Raw genomic sequence first — 25,405 nt, forward strand, 5'->3', positions numbered from 1 at the left:
AGAGGACTAAACGCGGGAGTCCAGGAACTCCTCGAACGTGCCCACGCCGGTCGCGTTCCCCGGTGTCAGGTTGCCGCCCGCCCGGAACGCCTTGCCCGGCAGCCACAGCGGCACGATCGGCTTCCGCCGTCCCACCGAACGCTGGTAGGCCCGGGCCAGGTCGCGGGCGGTCCGCACCTCCGGGCCGCCCAGATCCGGCACCCGCCCCGACGGCTCACCGCACGCCAGCGCGACCAGCCTCGCCGCGACGTCGCCGGTGCTGACCGGCTGGAACCGGAACCCGGACGGCATGAACGTCACCGGCAGCCACCGCTGCGCCGCCGACGCCCGCGCGACGAGATCGTGGAACTGCGTCGCGCGCAGCACCGTCCACGGCAGACCGGACTCCTCGATCACCTTCTCCGAGGCCAGCTTCTCGTCGTAGTAGAAGAACCGGATCACGTCGATGCCGACGATCGAGATGTACACCAGATGCGGGCTCCCGGCCCGCCGTGCCGCCTCCACCAGGTTCCGCGTGACCTGTTCGTCCCCGCGGCCCAGCGTCGACGCGCAATGAATGATCACCGACACCCCGTCGACGGCCTCGGCGAGGCCTTCACCGGTCCGCAGATCACACCGCGCCCAGTCATGGGACACCTCGGGGGGACGCGGCCGACGGCTCATGACCCGGACCGCCACGCCGTCGTCCAGCAGTCGCCGCACCACCTCGCGGCCCAGATCGCCGGTCCCGCCGGTCACCAGAATCGGTTTCGCCACCTTGGTCCTCCGTTCTCGAAAGCTTCCGCTCTCAAGAACCGGCGGGCCACCCGGAATGTGACAGCTGCCGGGAGAGGAACGCGAGTTTGTCCGGATTCACGACCGTGCGGAGCCCGGCGATCCGGCCGCCCACCACCTCGAACCCGAGGACGCCGTACACGGCGCCGCCCGCCGTCCCGATCACCGCGGGACCGCCGTTGACCTCGCCGATCTCGATCGACACACCGGCTGCCCGGGTGAACATCCCGGCGAACAGGCGCGCGACCTTCGCCGCGCCGTGCACCGGACGCCGGGCCGCGGTGATCTTGCCGCCGCCGTCCGACCACGCCGTGACCTCGGCGGTGAGCAGCCGCTCCAGTCCGGTCAGGTCGCCGTCCCCGGCCGCGGACAGGAAGCTTTCGACGAGCTTCTCGACCTCGTGCGGGGTCCGGTGCCCGCCGCTCGTGCGGCCGGGCGAGATCCCGCCGGGCCCGGCTGTGCAGCTGACGCGAGTTGACCTCGGAGATGTCGAGGATCGCGGCGATCTCGCGATGGCTGTAGGCGAAGGCCTCCTTCAGCACGAACACGGCCCGCTCGACCGGGCTGAGCTGCTCCAGCAGCACCAGCATCGCCAGTGACACGGAATCGCGCTGCTCCGCGGTCTCCAGTGGACCGAGCACGTCGTCCGAGGTCAGCACGGGTTCGGGCAGCCAGGGCCCGACATACCGCTCGCGCTGAGCCCTCGCCGAGGTCAGCCGGTTCAGGCAGAGGTTGGTGACCACCTTCGCCAGCCACGCCCGCGGCGACGCGATCGACTCGTGTTCGGCGCCCGCCCACCGCAGGTAGGCGTCCTGGACGGCGTCCTCCGCCTCCGCCGCGGAACCGAGCAGCCGGTACGCGAGCCCGAACATCACCGGCCGCAGCCGCTCGAATTCCGTGACCTGGTCCATCAACGCTCCCGAGGGCCCGCGGAAGCCTCGCCGATGACGAAACCGTCGATCTTCAAGCCGCTTCCACCCCGATTCCCCTCAGGCCCGCGAACACCCTACGAATCCAGCCGAGTCCACTGTGGACGCCGCCGCGTCCGGGTACCGCTCACCGGGATGGTCCGTACCTGATCGGCGCTGACGCCCACCATGATCGTATCGGTACGAAGGGAACGTCCGCGTCACCACCAAGAGAGGGGTCTGGAGTGACGTCACGTTCGTCGCGTTCGCGTGCCTCGTTGTGCGCCGCGACCGCCATCACCCTGTTAGCGCTGATCACGGCGCCCGAAGCCGGTGCGGCACCGGCACCGGGCGCCGCCCAGTCCCCATCGTCCACACCGACCACACCGGACAGGTCCGGAAAGGACGTCGATGTCCGTGACACGGCGAGAACCAGCCCGCGCGTCCTCGGCGCCCAATCCCGGCTCGCGGCGTCACGGGCGAACTCGGTCGCGAAGGCCCGTGCGGAACTGGGGCACCAGGCCCTGCTCGACTTCGACGAGCTGACCGGCACCCCCCGCGTCCTCGCCCGCACCGACGGGTTCCTCACCGGACCGAGCGGGAAGCCGCCCCGCGACATCGTGCTGGACTACCTGCGCGAGAGGGAAGGACTCGTCGGTCTCAGCGCGGACGACACCGCGAAACTGAACCTCCGCAAGGACTACGTCGACGTCGAAGGCACGCACCATCTGTCCTTCACCCAGAACGTCGGCGGGATCCCGGTGTTCGGCAACGGACTCAAGGCACACGTCACCAAGGACGGCAGGCTGATCCAGCTGGACGGCTCGCCCGTGCGCGGCCTCCCCGCCTCACTGGGCGCGGCCACCCTGGCGGCACCCGGCCCGGACGCCGAGCAGGTCGGCTTCCTCACCGCGGACGGGATCCGGCCCGCCTGGTACAAGCTGGCCAAACCCTCCGTCGACAAGATGTTCCAGGAGGTGACCGACGCCGCAACCGGCGCGCTGCTGTACCGCAAGAACCTGGTGAGCCACGCCAACGACGCCGACGGCGCCAAGGGCCTCGCCTGGGAGGCGAGCCCCGGCCCGCAGAAGCAGGTGAACCTGACCCAGCGGGGCTGGCTGCCCGCCGACGCCAAGACCCTGGACGGCAACGTCGCGCACGTCGCCGCCGACGTCAACGGCGACCTGCAGTTCCAGCCGCAGGAAGAGGTCGGGCCCAACACCGACGGCACCTTCCGCTACCGGTTCACCGACTTCAACGCCGTCGTCGGCCCGCCGTGCTCGGTGAGCAGGCCGTGTTCCTGGGACCCGAAGACCCCCGGATCGTGGGCGAAGAACCGCGAACAGAACGCCGTCCAGGCACTGGCCTACGTCGGCAGCTTCCACGACCACCTGGCCTCGTTCCCCATCGGGTTCACCCGCGCGGCCGGCAACTTCGAGAAGGTCGACGGCGACGCCGTTCAGGTCCACACCCTGCTCGGCGCGCAGGAACCGGGCTACTACGACAACGCGTTCATGGGCACCCCGCCCGACGGGCAGGCCCCGACCATGGGGATGTTCCTGTTCCACGACCCCAGTGACCCCGGCGACCCGTTCCTCGCGGCGAACTCCGCCGACGACGCCACGATCATCCACCACGAGTACACCCACGGCCTGTCCAACCGGCTCGTCGTCGACGCGCAGGGAAACTCCACCCTGAACACCTTGCAGTCCGGCGCGATGGGCGAGGCGTGGAGCGACTGGTACGCCTTCGACTACCTCGCCGGCCGGAACGCGGTCAAGGACACCCCGGCACCCGGTGAACTCCTCGGCGGCGACTACGTCAGCAACGGCAAACCCCTCGCCCGCACCCAGCCACTGGACTGCCCGGTCGGCGCGGGCGCGCCGCAATGCCCCGGCACCCCCGGCGCGGGTCCCGGCGGCTACACCTACGGCGACCTCGGCCGGATCATCGGGGCCCCGGAGGTCCACGCCGACGGCGAGATCTGGGCGAGCACCCTCTGGGACGTCCGCTCGGCACTCGGCGTGCAGCTGACGCGGGCGCTGGTCACCCGCGCGATGGAGCTTTCCCCCGCGTCGCCGTCCTTCCTGGACATGCGGAACGCGATCCTGCAGGCCGACACGGTGATCAACGGCGGCCGCGCGCACGCCAAGCTGTGGAAGGCCTTCGCCGCCCGCGGCATGGGCTACTTCGCCGCGTCGATCACCGGTGCCGACACCGCGCCGGCGGAGGACTTCTCCACGCCGCCGCCCGCGGGAACCCCGACCGGCACCGTGACCGGCAAGGTCACCAACCGCGACGACGGCGCCCCGATCGCCGGTGTCGCCGTCCGGTTCGGCGGCCACGACTCCGGTTTCGGCGGCTCGCTGTCCGCGGTCACCGACGCCACCGGCACCTACACCATCCCGTCGGTGCTCCCCGGCACGTATCCGAAGGTCTACGCCTCCGGCGGCGCCGCGGACCCCGAGATCCGCGCGGTCTCGGTGCGCTCCGGTACCACCAAAGTCGACTGGGCGCTGCGGCTCAACTGGGCCTCCAGCGGCGCCGGTGCCGGCGTGACCGCGTTCAACGGCGAGGACTTCAGCCAATACGGCTGCGGACCCGGCGACCTGACGAAGTCGTCCGTCCTCGGCGGTGGCGGCTGGTCGACCGACAAGACCGTCCGGCCCGACGGCACGATCGAGACGCGGTTCGTCACGATCAAGCTCGGCAAGGCGGTCAACGTCAGCGCCATCGAGATCGACCCGTCCAACACCTGCGGCGACGACCCGCCCGCCGCGGCCAAGGACGTCACCGTCGAAACCTCGGTGGACGGCACGAACTGGGTCAAGGCGGGCAGCGGCGACTTCAAGCCCGCCGACCTGAACAAGCTCACCGCGCTCCAGCTCGCCCCGGGCAGCGCGACCGGTGTGCTGTTCGTGCGGCTGACCGTTGCGTCCAACCAGCTGGCGTTCTACCCGGACAAGGCCTGCTCGCCGCAGCCCACGACGGCCGGGTGCCTGTACCTGGACGTCCGGAACCTCGCGGTGCGGGGAGCACCCGCGTGACGTGATGCAGGTGGCCCTCGTGAGTGGTAATGACGGTTCTAACCGTCATTACCACTCACGAGTGGGCTAAGATCTCGGGTATCGGGGTAGAAACGTGCTCTCCGGACAGCACGCGTACACACGGTCTCGCCTGAACCGTCACTCCTTCTTCGCGAAGGAGTTGTGCCGTTGCGTACCCGTGTTCATCCCCGATCCCTGACCGAGGCGTGGCCCGCCCTGACCGGGCTCTCGGCCGTGTTCCTGTTCGAGATGCTCGACAACTCGATCCTCACCGTCGCGTTGCCGACCATCGGCCGCGAGCTCTCCGCCTCGACGACCACCCTGCAATGGGTGACCGGGGCGTATTCCGTCGTGTTCGGCGGATTGATGCCCGCCGCCGGAGCGGTGGCCGACAGGCTGGGCAGGCGCAAGGTCATGCTCACCGGACTCGTGCTGCTCGGCGTCGCGAGCCTCGCCACGATGGCCGTCACCGCCGCATGGCAGCTCATCGCCGTCCGGGCCCTCATGGGGGTCGCGGCCGCGATGACGACACCCGGGTCGCTCGCGCTCGCGTTCCGGCTGTTCGACGAGGACGGCCTCCGCGTACGCGCGACCACACTGATCTCGACCGTGGGCCTGGTCGGTCTCGCCGTCGGCCCCACCACCGGCGGACTCGTGCTCGGCTTCGCGCCGTGGCAAGCGCTGCTGCTGATCAACGTGCCGGTCGCGGCGTTGGCGTTCCTCGGCATCCGAGCGGGCATTCCCACCGACGACCACCCCGCCGACCTGCACCGCGACCCGATCGACGTCGCGGGCGCACTCCTGGGAACCGCGACGATCGTCCTGACGCTGCTCGCCCCCACGCAGTTCGTCGAAGCGGGCATCGCGTCGGCACTGCCCTGGGGCACCACCGCGGCCGCGCTCCTCGCCGGAACCTGCTTCGTCCTCCGCGAAAAGACCGCGCGGAACCCCCTGATCGACCTGAAACTCATCGCCGAACCGCTCGTGTCCAGCGGGCTGGCGCTGAAGGCCGCCGCCGGATCGGCGACCGCCGGGCTGAGCTACCTCGTGACGCTGCACCTGCAGTTCGGCCTCGGCTGGGCGCCCGCGCGAGCGGCGCTCGGGATGCTGCCCCAGGTCGTCGTCCTCATCGCCGGTGGCGCCCTCATCACCCCGCTGATCACCCGCGCCGGGCTCACCAAGGCCGCCTGGCTCGGCGCTGTAGCGGTCGTGTGCGGACTCGCCGTCTACACCGCGTTCGGCAGGCTCGGCTACGTCTGGATCGCCGTCGCGCTCGCCCTCGTCGCGGCGGGGATGCGCGTGGTCGGCGTCGTCGCGGGCACCAATGTCATGCGGGGACTGCCCTCGAACCGGACCACCATCGGGGCCGCGCTCGCCGACACCGCCGGCGAAGTCGCCACCGGGATCGGCCTCGCGCTGAGCGGCACGATCCTGGCGCTGGTGTTCCCCGGCGCGCTGACGGGCGCGCGGGAATCGGCCGACTTCCAGGAGGCGATCACCTACGCCGGTCTCGCCCTCACCCTGCTGTCCGCCACGCTGGTCGGAGTCGGCATCCTTCGCGGCCGCCGTCCCGAATAGCGGGCGGGGGCTGAAGGACGCTTTCCCCGCATCACATGCGGTGAAAGGCCCTTTCCTCGCATGCGATGCGGGGAAAGGGCCCTTCAGCCCCTACCGGAGGACTACAGGCTCGCACACTGCCCGGCGGCCGGGCCGCGGACGGTGTTCAGCAGGTCGTAATCCGTCGGGGCGGGGGAGTTGGCCGCGCACGCCAGAGGTCCGCCGATCGTGCTGGAGGTCAGCACCGGCCCCTTGTTGCCCGTCAACGCCACCGGCCCGCCGATCTCGGTCAGCTCGATCGACACCGGCCCGGTCGCGCCGGTGATCGCCACCGGGCCGCCCACCTTCGTCCGGTCCAGCACGACCTGCGCCGCACCGTTCGCGGTCAGCGGCCCGGAGATCGACCCGCCGCGCACGATCAGGCTCGCGCCCGGCGCCACCGACACCGGACCCGACACCGTCGCACCGTCCACACAGGTCACCCCGCTCTGTACGGTCAGCGGGCCCTTGCGCTCGCCGGTGACGGTCTGCGTGCACGCCGCGTCGGGCTTGCCCAGCACCTCGAACTCCGCCAGTGACGCCTCCCCGCCCGTGGTCGCGGTGACCTCGAGCCGGTAGTAGGCGAAATGCGCCGGATTCGCGATCTTGAACGCCCTCGTCTGCTGCCGCCACGCGAACTTCTGATCGGTCCGCTGATCCGCGACCGCCCACGTCTTCCCGTCGTAGGAACCCTTCAGCACCCAGCTCTTCGCGTCGCCCGCGCCCTTCCCGGAAGTCAGCGTGTAGTAGGAACCCGCCTCCTTCGCCGAAGGCACCTGGTACTGGATCGGCGCCGTGACCTTCGCCTCGGTCCGCGACGTGTTGTCGAAGAACGCCGCGTCCGCACCGGAGACCGGCTTGGTCAGATCGTGCACCGGCGTCGGCACCGCGTCGCCCTTGGTGATCGACTTCGGCGCGTCGTCCGGACCGGTACCCCACGACGACGGGTTCGGACCCATGTCGAAGTCGAGCGTTCCGCCATTGGCGATCGCCGCATGCGCCAGCGACGTCGAGGTCTGCGCCTTGCCGTTCACCTTCAGGCCCTGCACGTAGACGTTCTTCGCGCTGTTCTTCGGCGCGTTGACCACGATCTTCTTGCCGCCGGGCAGATTCACGGTCGCCTTGGTGAACAGCGGCGAGCCGATCGCGTAGTCCGAGCTGCCGACCTGCAGCGGGTAGAAGCCCAGCATGCCGAACAGCCACCACGCCGACTGCTCGCCGTTGTCCTCGTCACCGCCGTAGCCCTGGCCCAGCTCACTGCCGACGTACAGCCGGGACAGCGCCTCACGGACCTTCGCCTGCGTCTTCGACGGCTGACCCGCGTAGTCGTACATGTAGAGCGTGTGGTGTGCGGCCTGGTTCGAGTGCGCGTACATGCCCATCCGCACGTCCCGCGCCTCGGTCATCTCGTGGATGATCCCGCCGTAGCTGCCGAACTTCAGCCCTGTCTCAGGCGTCGCGAAGAATTCGTCCAATTTGGACGCCAGCCCCGCCTTGCCACCAAAGAGGTTCGCCAGGCCCTGACCGTCCTGTGGGACGGAGAACCGCATGCCCCACGCGTTGGTCTCGGTGTAGTCGATACCCCAGACCTCCGGGTCGAACTGCTCCTTGCTCCGGGTGAACTTGCCCGCCGCGTCCCTACCCTGGAAGAAGCCGACACTCGGGTCGAACACGTTCACGTACTGCGTCGCCCGCTCGGTGAAGTACCCGTAGTTGTCCAGGTACTCCTGCTTGCGCGGATCGTTCGCCGGAGCCTCGTCGTAGAGCTTCTTCGACATGTTCGCGATGGCGTTGTCGTTGACGTAGCCCTCGATCGCCCACGAGAACCCGTGATCCGCGGTGTTCGGCGCGTACCCGAGGAAGGTGCCCTCGTCGATGCCCTTCCGGCCGACAGCGCCGTTGGGCGGGGTCACCGTGGCGTTCTTGATCGCCGAGTCGTAGGCCGACTGGACGTCGAATCCCTTGACCCCCTTGAGATAGGCGTCGGCGAACGCGGCGTCCGAACTGGTTCCGGTCATCAGATCCGCGTAACCGGGGGAGGACCAGCGCGAGATCCAGCCGCCGTCACGGTACTGCTGCACGAAACCGTCGACCAGCTTTCCGGTGGTGTCCGGGCTGAGCAGCGAGTACGCCGACCACACCGTGCGATAGGTGTCCCAGAACCCGTTGTTGACGAAGAACTCGCCGTCGACCAGTTTCGCGCCGGTCTGGGTCGGGGTGTCCTGGCCGGTCTTCGGCGACACCGGGCTCGCGTACTTCTTCACCGGCTTTTCGACCGTCCCGACGTTCTCGAAACCCGAGTTCGGGTACAGGAAGAGCCGGTACAGGTTGGAGTACAGCGTGATCAGCTGGTCCTTCGACGCGCCTTCGACCTCGATGACCTTGAGCTTCTCGTCCCACGCCTTCTGCGCGGTGTCGGCGACCGATTCGAGCGTCGCGTTCGGGGCGAGCTCCTGCTCCATGTTCTTCTTCGCCTGATCGACGCTGATCAGCGAGGTCGCGATCCGCATGTTCACCGTCTTGTCGGTACCCGCGTCGAACTTCAGGTAGCCGAGGACGTTGTCCCGCTTCTGGTCACCGGAACCGGTCGACAGCTTCGAACCGGCGGTCACCGGCTTGTCGAACGTGGCGTAGACGAACATCCGGGTCGCACCGGCCGACAGCCCGCTCTTGACGTCGCTGTAGCCGGTGATGGACCGGCCAGCGGGGTCGAGGGTGAGCCCGCCGTTGTTGTTGACGTTGTCGAAGATCAGGTTCGAGTCCGCTCCGGGGAACTTGAACCGGTACAGCGCCGCGTGATCGGTCGGCGCGACCTCCGTCTTGATCCCGTTCTCGAAGTCGACACCGTAGTAGTGCGCCCGCGCCGTCTCGTTCGAGTGCTTGAACGGCAGTTTCCGTGCTTCACGGTCGGGATTCGGCACACCCGCCGCGGTCGAGGGCAGGAACTGGAAGGTCTGCCGGTCGGCCATCCACGGGCTCGGCGCGTGGCTCGCGGAGAACGCCTGCAGCGCCGGGAGGTTCTGCTCGTTGTTGCGCGAGTGGTAGGAGTACATCCAGCTCAACGTGCCCGCGTCGGTCGTGGGGATCCAGAAGTTGAACCCGTGCGGCACCGCGGTCGCGGGCATGTTGTTACCCCGCGAGAACGAGCCGTTCGACAGCGAACCGCGCGTGGTCAGCACGTTGTCGGACGGGCGCAGGCTCGCCGGCGGTGTCGGTGTCGCCGAGACCTTGATGTCGTCCAGCCAGCCCTGCAACGAACCCGGGCCGTCCGCGTTGTCGTAGCCGACGAGGATCCGGTCGATCGTCTTGCCCTTCGCGACCACGCCGATCTGCGAGCGCACCAGGTTCCACTGGTTGGTGTAGAGCACCTTGCTCGCGCCCTGACCCTGCGGCGAAAGCCCGAAGCCGTACTGGTCGACAGCGCCGAGCTGGCTCAGGTACGTGCCGTCGGTGAACGCCAGGTCCACCGCGACGTTCGTGCTCGGGTACTTCAGGTCACCGCGGATGAACTCCGGCTGCACCTTGTACGACAGCTCCGAGGTCGCGGCCACCGGGATGTCGACGTCGAAGATCTTGTTGTACGACCAGCCGTGCCCCTGCGCCTTGTGGCTGCCGGAGTAACGGAACGCGCGCAGACCGGTGAACCCGACCCGGTTCTTGCTGGTGTACCCGCTGCCCGGACCGCTGTCGGCGAAGCTGCGCATGTTCGGCAGCGCCGGCGGTGCCGGGTCGTCGTTCGCCAGCAGCAGCTCCGAAAGCTGCATGATCGGGCCGCCGTTGTTCTTGGTGACGTCGAGCCGGAAGTACTTGTACGCGGCACTCGCGGCCGCGAGGCGGTACTCCTTCGTCTGGAACGGCTCGCTGAACTTCTGCCCCGTCTGCTTGTCCAGATCCGTCCAGGTCTGGCCGTCGGCGGAACCCTTCAGCGTCCAGTCCTGCGGGTTGCGGTTGTCGAAGTCGTTCGCCGACGACAACGCGTACCGCGTGATCGACGTCGGCTCCGACAGCGCGATCTGCGCCCAGCCGGTCGGGGTCCAGGCCAGCCATTTGGTGTCGGTCGAACCGTCCACCAGGTTCGACACGCCTTCGTTCGGGGTGTTCTCGCTGTTGGCCGACGTCTCGGTCACCTTGCCGCGGATGTCACCGGGGATGGTGGTGGCGTTCGCGCCGTCGACGCCGAACGCCTTCGGCTTGCCCGATGGATCGACGTCGACGGTGTCGCTCCACGTCGGCTGCGGTTCACCCGGTTCGAAGGAGGAGTAGAAGTCCGGTGGGATCTCCTCGGCCGCGGCGGTCACGGGGAGGGCGACCAGCCCGGACGCCACGACCGTGGCACTCAGAAGGCTGCAGACCCAAGGTCTGACGCTTCGGGGCATCGTTGCACCAATGCTTTCTCGCGGGGGCATGCGGGGCGCCGCACAGGTGGGGGACCGGTGGCGCCCAGAGAGAAAAACTCGGGTGTGACATCGATGTCAAGACACCCGGACAAACCTGACCCGAACTGGACAACCTCCGAGGTCGGCGAAACCTGGTGGACAACCCGCCGGGGCCGGGCCAGGGTGAATGGGCAACTGAAGCCGATCCGGGAAACTGGGGTGGGGAAATGCGGCGGTTGTCCATGCTCGGCGTGGCAGCGCTCATCACGGCAGGCTCGATACTCACGGCTCCGGCGGCCACCGCCGGCGAAACGACGTTCCGCCCGGTGCGCACCTGCGCCGACCTGGTGCGGACCTACGATCTTCCCGGCGCGGTCACGCACGTCGAGACCGCGACCGTGGTACCGGCGACGGCGACCGAACCGGAGAACTGCGACGTCCGCGGCCATGTCGAACCGGCGGTGCGGTTCCAGCTGCGGCTACCGACCAAGACCTACGCCGGCCGCTATCTGCAGTTCGGCTGCGGCGGCTTCTGCGGCATGGTCAACACCCCGCCGTTCGCCGACTGCGGCCTCCCGCACGGTGGCGACGTCGCGGTCGCGGCCACCGACGACGGCCACGTCGGCAAGACCCCGTCGGTGTTCGACGATGGCAAGTGGGCCGAGAACGACCAGGCCGCCCGCGACGACTTCGCGTTCCGCGCGCCGCACGTGGTCTCGAAGGCGTCCAAACGCGTGATCGCGGCGTTCTACGGCGCCCCGCCGAAGAAGTCCTACTTCAGCGGCTGCTCCGACGGCGGCCGCGAAGCACTGCTGCTGGCGCAGCGCTACCCGCACGACTTCGACGGCATCGTCGCCGGCGCACCCGCCGGATACTGGGGCCCGCTGCTCGGCGTCTACCAGACCTGGCTGGCCAGGGTGAACACCGGCGCCGACGGCAAGCCGATCCTGACCGCCGACAAGCTCCCGGCGCTGCACACCGCCGCACTGTCCTCTTGCGACAGGTCCGACGGACTCACCGACGGCGCCATCGACGACCCGCGGACCTGCCGCTTCGACCCGGCCACGATCGCCTGCCCGCCGGGCACCGACAACGCGGGCTGCCTCACCCCGGCCCAGGTCGAGGCGACGAAGAAGATCTACGCGCCGCCGGCCGACGAACACGGCCGCAAGCTGTACCCCGGCGGCCAGACGGTCGGCTCCGAACTCTCCTGGTACGGCTGGATCATCCCCGCACCGGAGTTCGGCGGCGTCCCCGTCGCGCAGGCACTCGCCGACAACTACCTGAAGTACATGGCCTACCCGATCGGGACGCCGCATTCGTCGGTCGAGAAGTTCGCCTTCACCGCCCGCGAATTCGACCGGCTGACCCCGGAAGGCGTTCGCTCCAACGCGATGTCGCCGGACCTCGGCGAATTCCGGCGTTCCGGCGGGAAACTCGTGATCTGGCACGGCTGGGCGGATCAGGCGATCCCGGCGGCCGGAAGCGTCGACTACTACCAGCGTCTCGCGCGTGCCAACGGCGGTCTCGCCGCGACGAGTAATTGGGCGCGGCTGTTCATGGTGCCCGGCCTCTACCACTGCGCGACCGGCGACAAGCTGACCGAGTACGACCCGCTGAAGGAACTGGTCTCCTGGGTCGAGCGCGGCGTGGCGCCGGACCGGACGATCGCCACCGGCCGCGACGCCGACGGCAAGGTCTTCCGCACCCGGCCGGTGTTCCCGTACCCGCTGCAGGCCAAGTACGACGGCACCGGAAGCGTCGACGACGCGGCGAACTTCGTGCCTGTCCCGCCGTCGCGGCCTTCGCACGACATCGTGAACTGGGCGGGGAACGATCTCTACGGCAAGGTGGGGCCGGTCGCTCCCTGAGGTGCTCGGTCTCGTGAGTGGTAATGACGGTTAGAACCGTCATTACCACTCACGAGACGTTACGAGAGGACACCGTCCAGCAGGCGCACCCGCCGGTCCGCGATGGCGTGCACGTCGTCGTCGTGCGTCGCCACGATGACCGCCGCGCCCTCCTCGGCGCAGCGCCGCAGCAGCCGGAGCACCCGCGGGGTGCTCCCCGCGTCCAGGTGCGCCGTCGGCTCGTCGGTCAGCAACACCCGCGGCCGCCCGCTCACCGCCCTGGCGAGCGCGACCCGCTGCTGCTGCCCGAACGAGACTTCGAGCGGATAGCGGTCGCCGAGATCACCGATCCCGAGTTCCTCCAGCAGCTCCGAAACCCTCGTGTGGATCGCCTTCGCACTGGGCTTGGGGATATCGGACCGGAGCCGCAGCGGCAGCGCGACGTTCTCCGCGATGGTCAGTTCGTTGGCGAGCCCGAGTGCCTGGGGCAGTACGGCGCAGGTGTGCCATGGCGGCGCGCCCGCTATCGGGACGCCGTCCAGCAGGACACTGCCGGAATCGGGCGAGTCGAAGCCGCACAGCAGGGCCAGCAGCGCGCTCTTGCCGGATCCGGACCGGCCCGAGACGGTGATCAGCTCGCCAGGGGCCACGCTCAGTTCGAGTCCGCGCAGGACTTCGACGTCCCCGCTGGGATGCGGGAACCGGCGCCGCAACCCGACGGCCTCGAGGGCGGGTTCCGCCATCACGGCACTACCTCCCGTTCTTCGACGTCCACCAGATTGCCCTTGTGCATTCGTGCGACCCGGCTGCCGAGTTCGATGAGCCGGTCGTCGTGCGAGGCGACGATGACGGCGAAATCCTGATCCGCCAGGTATTTCAGCGTGTCGAGCACCAGATCCGCCGACCCCTCGTCCAGCTGGGACGTCGGCTCGTCGGCGAGGACGACGGTCGACCGCCTGGCCAGCGTGCAGCCGAACGCGAGCCGCTGCTGCTGGCCGCCCGACAGCGCCGAGATCCGCCAGCCGCCCGTCCCGCCCAGTCCCAGCTGATCGAGGATGTCGTCCGGCAGGCATTCCGTCCCTGCCGATTCCGCGGCCGCGCGGAGATTGTCGGCGACGCTCAGATACGCGAGCAGGTTGTCGGTCGGGTTCTGGAACACCAGGCCGAGGTGATCCCGCCGCAGCACCCGCCGGTCGCGGTGGCGCAGCTTGCCGGTTTCGGTTCCCTGGAAGGAGATCGTGCCCCGCGCGGGCTGCTCGAACAGGCCGAGGGTGCGCAGCAGCGTGGACTTCCCCGAGCCGGACGGCCCCGCCAGCACGGTGATGCCGCGCGCGGGGATGTCGATGGTCACGTCGTCGACACCGGTGACGGTGCCCGCCGGCGTCTGGTAGTCGACGCCGATCCCGCTCAGCCGGAAGATCGGTTTCTCAGGCACGGATCAGCTCCGCGGTCCGGGCGGTGCGCACCGAGCGCATCGCGATCCAGCCGGCCAGCGCCACCACGAGCACACCGACGGCCAGCACGGTCAGGGCGAACGGGGTCGGATTGGGCAGCGCCGACCGCGGCGCGAGGAACGTCGCGGGATCGAAACGCGGCACCGAAAGACCCGCGACCGAGACACCGCACGCCACGCCGATGACGACGGCTAGCCCGCTGAGCGCGCCCAGTTCCATCAGATGACTCGCCAGCAGGGCACGCGGCCGCATCCCCATCCGCAGCACCAGCGCCCCGGCGAGGGCGTTCTGGCGTCGGCGGACTTCGACCGCGACCAGCAACGACAGGACCGCCACCACCCCGAGTACGGCGCCGAGCAAGGCCATGAACGAGAACGTCCACGAGACGACGTAGAACGGGAGGGCGTCGAGGGCGGACTCGCGCGTGATGCGGTTGGGCTGCGTGATCCCGGCGGCGGTCAGCGCCTCGGTCAAACGCGCCACCGGCGAACCGGACAGCAGGCTCCACTTCGGCACCGCGCTCAACTGCGCCGCGCTGAGCGACTCCCGCGAGATCACGTACCCGGCCTTGGTGCCGATGATCGGGAACATCGGCAGCTCGCCGACCGTCCTGGCGTCGCCGAGCCCGGCCGGGAGCGCCGCATTCCGGGCGGCGCCTTCGCCGATCCGGATCGCCGCGACCCCGGTGCCCGGAGCCGACAGCAGGCCAAGGAGCCTGTCGACCTCGTCACCGGAGAGCGGACCGAGCGCCGCACCCTGCCGGAAGGTCCGCGGATCCACGACCAGCACGACACTGCCCGTGCCGGTCAGTTCGCCGACCACCGTGCTGGTGCCGCTGATCTCCGGCGGCAGCGGTGTCTTGCCGGTGCCGATGACACTTTCGGTGTCCACCCGGGTTTCCGCGCCGACGAAGATCGCCGACTTGGTGTGCAGCGCCTCCTCCTGCCCGCGGGCGATACCGATCCCGGTCGCCAGCGTGCCGATGGCCAGCGTCCCGATCACGAGCACGCCGGTGACCGGCGCACGGGCGCTGGCGAGCCGCCGGATCGCCAGTTGCAACGCCGGCCGCGACCACAGCCGCGCGCGATGCGAGGCGTGCAGCGCGAGCCACGCCAGCCTGGCGGCCAGGAGGCCGACGGTGAGCACGACGAACACCGGGTAGGTGAGGGCGAGCGGATCGACCTGGGGGAGCGGATTGCCGATCCGGGACCCGTTGCCGTAGTCGACGAGCCGGTCCCAGCCGAGCAACGCCATCCCGGCGGTGAGCAGTTCCCACGGGAAGATCGCCAGGAGCCTGACTCCCTTGCGGCGCCCGGACCGGACCCGGCCCAGTTCGAACTCCCGGTGTGTGCGGACGGCGATCACCCCGGCCAGCAGCGCGAGCGAGGCGAGCAGGATCACCGTCGCGACGAGCGAGCCCACCAGCTGCGCGCCACCGTCCGGTTCGCCCGGTGGCCCGTAAACGCCGAGGAGCAGCCACGCGAGCACCGCCCCTGCCACCCCGCCGGCGACGATCGGCAGCCCGAGTTCGGCGACCGCGAGCAGGCCCAGCGCCACCGGTCCGCTGCCCCGGGCCGAGAGAAGCCTGAGCTGCGCGTGACGACGCTGATGCCATTGCAGTGCGACCGTGCCGATCCCGGCGCAGCCGACCAGGACGCTGATCGCCGCGAGCGGCAGGATCGAGACGAGGACGTTCGACTCGGCCTGATTGCTGATCACCACGGACCGCTCGAATGGCAGCGAGCCGACGATCGCGTCGCCCAGACCGCGGGCACCGAGATCCGCCTGCACGTCGGCGATCAGCGCCTTGGACCGTTCGAGCAGGTCTTCGGCTTCGCTGAGTGTCTTCGGCGGCGTCTCGTAGAACGACAGGTACAGCGTCTTGATCACGGGCAGGCCCACGGTGCGGACGGCGTCGTCGAAGGTCTTGGCGTCGGTGGCGAACATGACCGAGTCGACGGGGTCGTTGGCGAGGCGGTCGACCACGGCGTTCCGCTGTTGTGAGCACCACCAGCGCGGCGCCGGATCGGGCAGGTCGCGGTACAGCCCGGTCACCGGGGGAAGCGCGGTGCCCTGGAACTTCGGCGTGGTGCCGACGCCGATCCCCTGCGCGCCGGCGACGACGGTGCCGAGCCACAGCCCCGGGTCACGCGATCCGCCCGCCAGATCCAGGTGGTCCAATCCGGCCCGGTCCCGATAACCCAGGGTGACCTTGTAATTCGGGTCACCGTTGAATTCGGTGCCGCGGATCAGATGCGTATAGCGCGAAGTGACCGGAGCGCCGAAACCGTGTGCCGGGGCATGCCGCTGGACGGCGGCGATCACTTCGGGAGCGGCACCGACGGGAACGTTCCCCTTGCTGAAGACCGGGCCGTAGCTGTCCGGGCAGGCGATCCCGGACTGGTATGTGACGGCCGCGCCACCCGCCGCGGAGGCCTGCAGCACGGCCGCGGTGCCCAGGAAACAAGCCAGTAACGCGGTCACCGCGGCGATGATCAAAGTCAGCGGGCTGGTCAACGCCGCCCGCGGAGCCGCTCGCCATGGCATTGTCACCCTGGGCCCGCCGGGAGCCCCCCACCTCACCCGCATGGATACGCACGCTACCGGTCAGGGCGGTTCGGCGACAGAAAGAAATCACCGTTTGTTGCCGACGTGAAGTAAGGCTTGGTCCATTGTGGTGACTCAGTGCCCGCTTACTGACTGTCAGTCACCAATTCGTCGACTGTCGCTGTTGCTCCCTTCGCTCTCTCCTCCGAGAATGCGTTTTCTCCGAGGGCCGCGCTGACGACATCGGAGATCCGGTCGACGTCGCCCCGTTCGCCTTTCGCCAGGGGAGCGCCCACGGATTCCCGGGCAGCCGAGGCGGCGCCCAGGAGTCTCGCGGCCAGCCGGTACTCGCCCGCGGCCGCCTCCGCCCCGGCCAGGCCTTCCAGACCGAGCGCGATCGCGCGGGGATCCTCACTGTGGCGGGCGATCGCGAGACCGTCCAGCTGGAGCCGTTTCGCGCGCGCCGCGTCGCCGCGCTGCTCGGCGATGAAACCGAGTTCGGCCAGCACCAGGGTGCTGCCCGCTTCGGAGTCCACCCGGCGATGCCAGTCCAGAATGGACAACAGCCGCTGCTCGGCCTCGTCGAACAGTCCCTGACGTCTGGCGCCGAGCGCGAGCCCGGTTTCGGCGTAGACCTCGCCGGGTTTGAAGCTGTGCTCGACGGCCAAGTCCTTGGCTCGCTGGTGGAACTCCTTCGCACCCTCGAAGTCGCCGGTGAGCAGCGCCGTCCGGCCGAGCCAGGACAGCTTGTAGGCGACCTCCGGCCACAACTCCAGTTCCTGCGCGCGGCGAAGGCTTTCCCGGTGGACACGCGCGGCGTGGTCGTAGTCCCCGGCGATCGCGGCGAGCATGCCGATGACGAACGACGCCTGCAGCCAGCCCCAGCGTTCACCCAGATCGTCGAAGATCCCGGCGCTCTGCGCGGCGATCCGGCCTCCGCCGGTGAGGTCGCCTCCCGCGATCAGATGGCTCGCCCTGTCGCTCAGCGCGGCCGCCGCGCTCCAGTCGTCGCCGACCTCTCGGGCCGTCTCCAGCGCGCCGAGCGTGAGTTTCTCCGCCCGGCACAGATCGCCGACGGTGGACCAGGCGTAGCCGAGGAACCACAGCGTCCGGGCCCGCGCGACGGGATCGGCGATGCCCCACACGGCTTCCTCCGCCGCGTCCTCGGTGCAGGTGCCGTCGAGAATCGCGATCCCGGCGCACCAGCTCAGTGCCTGCGCGCGTTCGTCACCGGTCTCGACGCCCGTGTCGAGTACCAGGTTCAAGGATCGCCGCGCCTCCGTGAGCCGCCCTCGGAGGTACCAGAACCAGGTCGTCGCGTTCACCAGCCGCAGTGCGAGCCGGTGTTCGCCTTGCCGCAGCAGGGTTTCCAGCGCGCGCCGGGTGTTGGCGCCCTCTGCGTCGAACCTGTCGAGCCAGCGCCGCTGCTCCTTGCCGCGCAGCCCCGCGTCGCCGCGTTCGGCCAGCTCGACGTGGAAACGGGCGTGCCGCAGGGCCAGCTCGTCGGGTTCGCCCGCCTGCTCGGCGTGTTCCCAGGCGTACGCCGAGATCGACTCCAGCAGCCGGAACCGCGGTTCGCCGTTCCTGCCCGGCCTGCTGACCACCAGCGACCGGTCGACGAGCCGGGACAGCAGGTCGAGGACGTCACTGGGGGCTATTTCACCACCGGCACAGACCGTCTCGGCGGCGTCGAGACCGCAGCCTTCGGCGTGGACGGCGAGCCGGCGCAGCACGATCCGCTCCGGCTCGCTCAGCAGGCTCCAGCTCCAGTCGATCATCGCGCGGAGAGTCTGCTGACGGCGCGGCCCGCCTCGCCTGCCCGAGGACAGCAGGCCGAACCGGTCGTCGAGGCGGGCGAGGAGTTCGTGCACGCCGAGGGTCCGGACCCGGGTCGCGGCGAGTTCGAGCGCTAGCGGGATCCCGTCGAGCGTGCGGCAGATCCGGGCGACGACGGCGGCGTTCTCCGCGTCGAGCGCGAACCCCGGGGCCGCCGCCCCGGCGCGGGCTACGAACAGCCGGACGGCACTCGATTCCCGCACGGCGGCGAAATCGGCCTGCTCGGGCAGATCGAGGGGCGGGACCGCCCACACCGTCTCCCCGGGCAGCGCGAGCGGTTCCTGGCTGGTGGCGAGTATTCGCAGGCGGGGCGCCGCCGCCAGCAGCTGCTCCACCAGCGCAGCGACGGGCTCGACGACCTGCTCGCAGTTGTCCAGGACGAGCAGGATCTCCTTGTCGCGCAAGGCATCGGCCAGCGACCGCGAGAGTGTCTTCCCCGAGGTGGCCTCCTCGTGCAGTTCCAGCGCCGCCGTGAGCACGACGGCGACGAGGTCCTCCGGTGGGCAGGTCGGGCACTCGACGTTGTCCAGACCGGCCAGCTCGACCAGCCAGACGCCGTCGGCCATCGCGAGCCTCGACGCGGCCTCGATGGCGAGCCGAGTCTTCCCGACACCGCCCGGCCCGGTGAGGGTGACCAGCCGCGTGTCGGTGACCAGCGCGCCGACCTCCTTGACCGCCGTCGTCCGGCCGACCAGTTCGGTCAGCGACTCCGGCAGGTTCCCGCGCACCCTCTCGGCGGCACGGACGGGTTCGAGTCCGGGACTCCTGGTGAGGATCGCCTGGTGCAGGGCCGCGAGGTCCGGTCCTGGTTCGAGGCCGGACTCGTCCCGCAGACGGGTCCGCAACGCGGTGTAGGTCTCGAGCGCCTCGGTGTGCCGCCCGGCGGCGTACAACGCGCGCATCAGCAGGCCGCGGAGCCGCTCACGGAGCGGATGCCGTGCGACGAGGGCGGCCAGTTCCCCGGTGAGAACGTCGTGTTCGCCGAGCGCCAGCCGGGCTTCGGCGCGTTCCTCTTCGGCGAGCAGCCGTTCTTCCTCCAGCCGTCGTGCCGCGGCCACCGCGAAGGGCTCGTTTTCGAAACCGGCGTACGCGGGACCTCGCCACAAGGCCAGCGCGTCCGCCAGCAGCGCCGCACGAGCGCGCGGATCGACGGCGTCGCGGGCGCGGGCGGTGAGGGCACGGAAGCGGTGGACGTCCAGTTCACCGTCGCCGACGGCCAGGACGTATCCGGCGGGTTGATGGGTGACGAGTTCCCGCGCGCCCGGCTCGGCTCGTTCCAGGGTGCGGCGCAGCTGGGACACCTTGGTCTGCAACGTGTTGCCGGGGTTTCCCGGCGGATGCTCGCCCCACAGGTCGTCGGCCAGCGACGACACCGAGGCGGCGCGGCCCTCCCTGCTCAGCAGCGAGGCGAGCAGCAGCCGGACCTTGGCCTCGGGCACGACGACGGGCTCGCCCGCGGTCGTCCACACGGCGAGGGGTCCCAGCACTCCGAAACGCACGGAACCGACGTTAGCGCGGACCACCGACAAGTCCGTGCGCGCGGCCGTGCGCGGACCCGCAGCGATCCGTGCGCGGGCCGCGTCACGGTGGACCCATGACCGAACACGGAAGGACCCCGGTGACCGTACTGGGGCTGGGCGCGATGGGAACCGCCCTCGTAGAGGCACTTCTGGCCGCGGGACATCCGGTCACCGCGTGGAACCGGACCCCCGGCCGTGCCGAGGGCGTGGCCGCGAAGGGAGCTTCGGTCGTTTCGACCGTGTCCGAGGCTCTCGCGGCGAACAAGATCGTGATCGCCTGCCTGCTCGACTACGACTCGGTGCACGAGGTCCTCGACCCGGTCGCGGCCGGGCTCGAAGGACGGCAGCTGATCAACCTGACCAACGGCACCCCGGGCCAGGCGCGCGAGATGAGCGCGTGGGCCGGACAACTGGGCGCGGAGTACCTGGACGGCGGGATAATGGCCGTCCCGCCGATGATCGGCACACCCGCGGCGTTCATCTTCTACAGCGGCTCGGGCAGCGTCCTCGGGCACGCACGCAGCGCGCTCGACACCTTCGGCGGCGTCAAGTATCTCGGCGTCGACCCCGGCCTGGCGCCCCTGCACGACATCGCGCTGCTCAGCGGGATGTACGGCAACTTCATGGGCGTCATCCAGGCCTTCGCCCTCGTCGGCTCCGCCGGGGTCAAGGCGAGGGAGTTCGCTCCGCTCCTTCGTGACTGGCTCGCGGCGATGGGCGGATTCCTGGACCGCGCGGCCGAGCAGATCGACGACGGCGACTACGTGACAGGCGTCGTCTCGAACATCGCGATGCAGGCCGGGGCCTATCCGAACCTGCTGAAAGCCGCCGAAGAACAGGGCATCAGCGCCGAACTGCTCACCCCGCTCCAGCCGCTGATGGACAAGCGGGTCGCGGCCGGACACGGCGCCGAGGACCTGATCGGCGTCATCGAACTCCTGAAGAAGTAAGGAAAGCACAATGATCACACTGATCGGGCTCGGCCCGATGGGACAGGCCATGGTCCGGGTTCTCCTGGAGAACGGCCACGGAGTGACCGTCTGGAACCGCACCGCCGCCCGCGCGGACGACGTCGTCGCGGCCGGTGCCGTGCGGGCCGAAACGCCCGCCGACGCGGTGTCGGCGTCGGAACTGGTACTGCTCAGCCTCACCGACTACGCGGCGATGTACGACATCCTGGGCAAGGCCGAGGACGCGTTGGCCGGCAAGGTGATCGTCAACCTCAGCTCGGACACCCCGGAGAAGACCCGCGAAGCCGCCGACTGGGTCAAGGCCCGTGGCGGGCGGTTCATCGCGGGTGGCGTGATGGTGCCCGCGCCGCTGGTCGGCAAGGAGGAGGCGTACGTCTTCTACAGCGGCCCGCAGGAGGTGTTCGACAAGCACCGCGAAACCCTGGCGCTGATCGGGCGGCCGGACTTCCTCGGCGAGGACGTCCGGCTGGCACAGCTGTTCTACCAGGCGCAGCTGGACATCTTCCTGACGTCGCTCTCGGTATTCCTGCACGCGAGTGCTCTCGTCCGCTCGGTGGGGGAGCCGGTCGCGAAGTTCGTCCCGTACGCCAAGGACAACTTCGCGATGATGGCCTACTACCTGGAGGACGCCGCCAAGCAGGTCGAGGCGGGCGAGCACCCCGGCGACGAGGCCAACGTGACGATGATGGGCGCGACCGCCGACCACATCGTGCAGGCGAGCCGGGACGCGGGGATCGACCTCGTCCTGCCGGAGGCGATCAAGTCGCACTACGACCGGGCGATCGCCGCCGGACACGGGCGCAGCTCGTGGACGAGCCTCTACGAGATCATCAAGAAGGACTGAGGCTTCCGGTCTCGTGAGTGGTAATGACGGTTCTAACCGTCATTACCACTCACGAGGCTTGACCGGCTCGAAGCCGGTGTCTTGGGCAAGGTGTGAAGGAATTGGGACGTTGAGTGTCCCAATTCCTTCATCGGCGCGGGGTGCGCCGGTCGCGTAGCTTGATCAACAGAGGGCAAGGACCTGTCCCGGAGCTCGGTACATCCCTGAGTGTGGAGGATTTGGGACGTTCAACGTCCCAAATCCTCCACACTCGAGCCCCGCAGGCGCCCACGTAGGTACCTAAGACACGGTTGGTTCTAACCGTCATTACCACTCACGACACCCAGCACCTCCAGGAAGGCTTTCGCCGCGGGGGTGACCGTGAAGCGGTTCCAGACGAGGTGCTCGATCCGCGCGGGCCCGTCCTTCACCGGCACGGTGACCACCCCGGTCAGATTCGGCACATACTTCGACGGCAGCATCGCCACACCGAGTTCCTGACGGATGAGCCGCGCCATGAAATCGGCGGCCGTCACCTCGAAGGCCACCTCCCGGGTCAGTCCCGCGGCGGCGAAGGCCTGATCGGTCTGGGCCCGCCCCGCCGACCTCGTCGGGAAGTCCACGAACACCTCCGACGAAAGCCGGTTCAAGTCCACTTCGGACTCGACGGCGAGTGGATGCCCTGGCGCCACCACGGCGACCAGGTCGTCCCGGCCGAGTTCGCAGGTGGCGACGCCGTCCGGCCGGTCCGACAGCGGGAGGCCGAGGAAGGCGACCTCGATCGCGCTGTCCTTGACCTGCTCCACCAGTTCCCCGCTCGCGCCGACCCGCAGCCCGATCCTCACGTGCGGATACCGCCGGTGGAACGTCTTCAGCGCGGCCGGGACGTCGACCGCCGCGACGGTCGGGATGATGCCGACGGTGAGCCGACCCCGGACCTCACCGACGGCCGCGGCGACCTCCGCGCCCGCCCGCTCGGCGGCGTCGAGACATTGCCGGGCCGCGGGCAGGAACGCCTCGCCCGCGGCGGTGAGCCGCACCCGACGGCTCGTGCGCTCGAACAGGCGCGCGCCGAGTTCCCGCTCCAGCCGCGCGATCTGATGGCTCAGCGCCGACTGCACGACGAGGCAGCGTTCCGCGGCGCGCGTGAAACTGTTCGTCTCCGCCACCGCCACGACGTACCGCATCTGCTGGAGTTCCATGGACCCATCTTGAATCACGATGGATCAAGTGACAAACATGTGTTGGACTCATTGATCGTCGAGGTCGAAGCTGGGAAGCGTGAAAACGCTGACGACCTCCCCGCTCGCCGCCGGGCTCACCGGCACCGCGATGACCGCCTTCGCGCCCATGGTCTGGGGAACGACCTATGTGGTCACCACCGAACTCCTCCCGCCGGGTCACCCGCTGTTCGCCGGTCTCATGCGCGCCCTGCCGGCCGGGCTGATCGCGCTGGCCCTCACCCGAACCCTCCCGCACGGCAGCTGGTGGCTGAAGGCCGCGGCACTCGGCGTCCTCAACATCGGGATGTTCTTCCCCCTGCTGTTCGTCGCCGCCGAACGGCTGCCCGGCGGGGTCGCGGCCACCCTCGGCGCGGCCCAGCCGCTCCTCGTCGCGGCCCTCGCGGTGGCCGTCCTGAGGCAGAGCCCGTCCGCGTGGCGGTTCGCCTGGGGAATCGTCGGGATCGTGGGCGTCGGACTGGTGGTGATCGGCCCCGCCGCGGGCTTCGACGTCGTCGGCGTCCTCGCCGGACTCGGGGGCGCCGCGACCATGGCGCTCGGTGTCACCCTCACCAAACGATGGGGCCGCCCGGCGGACGTCGGCCCGACGGCGTTCGCTTCCTGGCAGCTCACCGCGGGCGGACTGTTCCTGGTGCCGGTGACCTTCCTGTTCGAAGGCGCACCGCCCGCCATCGACCTGAACGCGGCACTCGGGTACCTCTGGCTCGGCCTGATCGGCGGCCTGCTCGCCTACGTCCTGTGGTTCCGGGGCATCACCTCGCTGCCGGTCACCTCGGTCGCCGTCCTCGGCCTGCTCTCGCCGATGGTCGCCGCGCTGCTCGGTGCCGCACTGCTGGGCCAGTCGCTCGGTGCGGTCCAGCTCGTCGGCTTCGCCCTCGCACTGGCCTCGATCGTGGCGGGTCAGGTCACCCCGAAGACCAAGCAGGAAGCCGTCGCCCGATGAAGATCACCGTTGTCGGAGCGTCGGGCATGGCCGGCTCCCGCGTCGTCACCGAGGCCCTCGCCCGAGGCCACCACGTCACCGCCGTGTTCCGCGGTGATCCGCCCGAAGCACCGCATCCGGACGTCGAAGTCGTGCGCGGCGACGCCACCGACATCGACCACATGAAAGGCGTCTTCGCCGGTACCGACGCCATCGTCAGCGCCACGAGACCCGCTCCCGGCGCGGAAGACACCGTGGCGGCCACCATCTCGGCCCTGCTCGACGCCGCGGGCGGCACCCGCGTCCTGGTCATCGGTGGTGCCGGACCACTGCGCTCGCCCTCCGGCGGACTCGTCATCGACGACCCGGCCTTCGTGCCGCCGGAATGGCGGACCATCGCCTCGGCCAGCACTGCGCAGCTGCGGGCATGCGAGGCGCACCCTGGCGACTGGGTGTACCTGAGCCCGCCCGCGATACTCGAACCCGGCCCCCGGACAGGTTCCTATCGCCGTGGGACGACCACGATCCTGACCGCGGCAGACGGCTCGTCCCGGATCTCCGCCGAAGACCTCGCGATCGCCGTCGTGGACGAGCTGGAGCAGCCGCGGCGCGAAAAGCATTTTACTGTCGGCTACTGAGGCAACCTGATCGCGGGACCGCGCGTGCTCTCCATGACGACTTGGGGAGATTCGATGCAGAAGTATCCATTGAACGAAGGCGAAGTCCTGCTGTGGAGCGGTTCGCCCCAGCAGCGGCAGAAGTGGTTTCCGGAGCACACGGGGATGGTGTTGTCGTTCCTGGTTTTCCCCGCGGTCGTCGCCCTGGAGGTGATCTTCCTCGACATCGGCACGTCGGCGCTGATGTCCGTCGGGCTGCTGCTCGCCTTCTTCTTCGTGCTGTACCAGCGACTGCTCGACCGGCGTTCCCGGGCAGGGGTCATGACGTACCTGGTCACGAATCAGCGGATCGTCTTCGCCGCGAACTGGCTGAACGGCTCGGAGTACCGGTGGGTCTGGCTCAACCGGCTCCCGTCGGAACCTCAAGTGCGTGCCGACGAGACGGGCGTCGGCACGATCGTGTTCGGAAGCCGCTGGAGCCGGGCGCGAGCTCATGAGAACGAACTCCGTGGCGCGTGGGCGCCGCCGGCACTGGAGATGTACCAGGTCGCCGACGCCCAGCGAGTCGCCGATCTGATCGTCAACGCACGCGCACAGCTGATCGCCGTGTGACTCAGGCGCCGCGACCGTCTCGCCACCGCGGTTCGGGCGGGTCGCCGGGGGAAGGCGTCTCGGGACTCCGCTCGGCCTCGATCTGGATCTCGATGTTGGTCTTGTGCGCGATCGGGTCCCAGATCTCCTCGAGCGGCGCCAGCAAGGACTGGCTGACCCCTGCCCGGCGCGCACGTGCGGCGTACCACGCGAATCCGGCCAGGAAGAGCGGCAGGCTGAGAAACGCGGCCAAGGGGGCCAGGAGGTCCATGCGGCCGACGATACAGTAACATCGTGTTTCCAGAAACGTACTGTTACTGAATTGGCGGACG

The 25,405-nt window shown here is 69.6% G+C and carries 18 protein-coding genes and 1 pseudogene; 9 read left to right on the forward strand and 10 right to left on the reverse strand.

The features are described 5' to 3' along the window. Nucleotides 1–6: 6 nt before the first annotated feature. Entirely contained in the window at nucleotides 7–756 is a 750-nt protein-coding gene (locus L324_RS22595) for an SDR family oxidoreductase (protein WP_037311977.1), read from the reverse strand. A 31-nt stretch (nucleotides 757–787) separates the two neighbouring features. Next, nucleotides 788–979 carry a hypothetical protein gene (locus tag L324_RS43685; RefSeq protein ID WP_235783629.1) on the reverse strand — a complete coding sequence of 64 codons (192 nt, stop codon included), beginning with the start codon at nucleotides 977–979 and terminating at the stop codon, nucleotides 788–790. Nucleotides 980–992: 13 nt separating this feature from the next. Between L324_RS43685 and L324_RS43690 the strand changes: the two genes are divergently transcribed. After that, nucleotides 993–1,373 (forward strand): hypothetical protein, encoded by a 381-nt coding sequence (locus L324_RS43690; protein WP_235783630.1) that lies wholly within the window; start codon nucleotides 993–995, stop codon nucleotides 1,371–1,373. Here the strand turns inward: L324_RS43690 and L324_RS43695 are convergent. Next, nucleotides 1,269–1,685: pseudogene (locus tag L324_RS43695) on the reverse strand (sigma factor); the annotation flags it as partial. The gene L324_RS43690 and the pseudogene L324_RS43695 overlap by 105 nt on opposite strands. 242 nt (nucleotides 1,686–1,927) lie before the next feature. Between L324_RS43695 and L324_RS22605 the strand changes: the two are divergent. Both L324_RS22605 and L324_RS22610 read left to right on the forward strand, forming a co-directional pair. After that, the gene (locus L324_RS22605; RefSeq protein ID WP_037311982.1) at nucleotides 1,928–4,729 is read left to right on the forward strand and encodes a M36 family metallopeptidase; all 2,802 of its coding nucleotides are present in this window, start codon (nucleotides 1,928–1,930) and stop codon (nucleotides 4,727–4,729) included. Between the two features lie 168 nt (nucleotides 4,730–4,897). After that, nucleotides 4,898–6,307 carry an MFS transporter gene (locus L324_RS22610; protein ID WP_037312552.1) on the forward strand — a complete coding sequence of 470 codons (1,410 nt, stop codon included), beginning with the start codon at nucleotides 4,898–4,900 and terminating at the stop codon, nucleotides 6,305–6,307. A gap of 101 nt (nucleotides 6,308–6,408) precedes the next feature. On the opposite strand, the gene L324_RS22615 is transcribed toward L324_RS22610, so the two are convergent. Beyond that, a complete protein-coding gene (locus L324_RS22615; RefSeq protein WP_037311986.1) occupies nucleotides 6,409–10,701 on the reverse strand; it encodes a GH92 family glycosyl hydrolase in 4,293 nt (1,430 codons plus the stop codon). Nucleotides 10,702–10,928: 227 nt separating this feature from the next. Here L324_RS22615 and L324_RS22620 point away from each other — a divergent pair, with 227 nt between their 5' ends. Further along, complete coding sequence (locus L324_RS22620; protein ID WP_037311990.1) at nucleotides 10,929–12,572, forward strand: tannase/feruloyl esterase family alpha/beta hydrolase; 1,644 nt, start codon at nucleotides 10,929–10,931, stop codon at nucleotides 12,570–12,572. 59 nt (nucleotides 12,573–12,631) lie between these two features. Here L324_RS22620 and L324_RS22625 read toward each other — a convergent pair whose 3' ends face one another. The 4 genes from L324_RS22625 to L324_RS22640 form a co-directional block, all read right to left on the reverse strand. Then, nucleotides 12,632–13,294: an ABC transporter ATP-binding protein gene (locus L324_RS22625; protein ID WP_037311992.1), complete on the reverse strand. Its 663-nt coding sequence runs from the start codon at nucleotides 13,292–13,294 to the stop codon at nucleotides 12,632–12,634. Continuing rightward, the gene (locus L324_RS22630) at nucleotides 13,294–13,986 is read right to left on the reverse strand and encodes an ABC transporter ATP-binding protein (RefSeq protein ID WP_037311995.1); all 693 of its coding nucleotides are present in this window, start codon (nucleotides 13,984–13,986) and stop codon (nucleotides 13,294–13,296) included. Before L324_RS22630 ends, L324_RS22625 begins: the two co-directional genes overlap by 1 nt. Further along, complete coding sequence (locus tag L324_RS22635; protein WP_081736432.1) at nucleotides 13,979–16,552, reverse strand: FtsX-like permease family protein; 2,574 nt, start codon at nucleotides 16,550–16,552, stop codon at nucleotides 13,979–13,981. Before L324_RS22635 ends, L324_RS22630 begins: the two co-directional genes overlap by 8 nt. Nucleotides 16,553–16,698: 146 nt before the next feature. Further along, a complete protein-coding gene (locus L324_RS22640) occupies nucleotides 16,699–19,887 on the reverse strand; it encodes an AfsR/SARP family transcriptional regulator (protein WP_037312556.1) in 3,189 nt (1,062 codons plus the stop codon). A gap of 95 nt (nucleotides 19,888–19,982) precedes the next feature. On the opposite strand from L324_RS22640, the gene L324_RS22645 reads away from it, so the two are divergent. Together L324_RS22645 and L324_RS22650 are read left to right on the forward strand one after the other, a co-directional pair. Next, nucleotides 19,983–20,858: an NAD(P)-dependent oxidoreductase gene (locus L324_RS22645; RefSeq protein ID WP_037312005.1), complete on the forward strand. Its 876-nt coding sequence runs from the start codon at nucleotides 19,983–19,985 to the stop codon at nucleotides 20,856–20,858. Between the two features lie 10 nt (nucleotides 20,859–20,868). After that, on the forward strand, nucleotides 20,869–21,723 hold the full coding sequence (locus L324_RS22650; protein WP_037312008.1) for an NAD(P)-dependent oxidoreductase: 855 nt from the start codon (nucleotides 20,869–20,871) through the stop codon (nucleotides 21,721–21,723). A 296-nt stretch (nucleotides 21,724–22,019) separates the two neighbouring features. On the opposite strand, the gene L324_RS22655 is transcribed toward L324_RS22650, so the two are convergent. Further along, nucleotides 22,020–22,904 (reverse strand): LysR family transcriptional regulator, encoded by an 885-nt coding sequence (locus L324_RS22655; RefSeq protein WP_037312012.1) that lies wholly within the window; start codon nucleotides 22,902–22,904, stop codon nucleotides 22,020–22,022. Between the two features lie 79 nt (nucleotides 22,905–22,983). Here L324_RS22655 and L324_RS22660 point away from each other — a divergent pair, with 79 nt between their 5' ends. Genes L324_RS22660 through L324_RS22670 form a run of 3 tightly spaced genes read left to right on the forward strand, consistent with a single transcriptional unit; the run spans nucleotide 22,984 to nucleotide 25,094 of the window. Next, nucleotides 22,984–23,886: an EamA family transporter gene (locus tag L324_RS22660; protein ID WP_173426393.1), complete on the forward strand. Its 903-nt coding sequence runs from the start codon at nucleotides 22,984–22,986 to the stop codon at nucleotides 23,884–23,886. Continuing rightward, a complete protein-coding gene (locus L324_RS22665) occupies nucleotides 23,883–24,503 on the forward strand; it encodes an NAD(P)-dependent oxidoreductase (RefSeq protein WP_037312016.1) in 621 nt (206 codons plus the stop codon). The genes L324_RS22660 and L324_RS22665 overlap by 4 nt, the downstream gene beginning before the upstream one ends. Before the next feature lie 54 nt (nucleotides 24,504–24,557). Continuing rightward, a complete protein-coding gene (locus tag L324_RS22670; RefSeq protein ID WP_037312019.1) occupies nucleotides 24,558–25,094 on the forward strand; it encodes a hypothetical protein in 537 nt (178 codons plus the stop codon). A 1-nt stretch (nucleotide 25,095) separates the two neighbouring features. Here L324_RS22670 and L324_RS22675 read toward each other — a convergent pair whose 3' ends face one another. Next, the gene (locus tag L324_RS22675) at nucleotides 25,096–25,344 is read right to left on the reverse strand and encodes a hypothetical protein (protein ID WP_037312029.1); all 249 of its coding nucleotides are present in this window, start codon (nucleotides 25,342–25,344) and stop codon (nucleotides 25,096–25,098) included. Nucleotides 25,345–25,405: the final 61 nt, after the last annotated feature.

It is taken from the genome of Amycolatopsis orientalis DSM 40040 = KCTC 9412 (assembly GCF_000478275.1).
Lineage (GTDB): Bacteria > Actinomycetota > Actinomycetes > Mycobacteriales > Pseudonocardiaceae > Amycolatopsis > Amycolatopsis orientalis.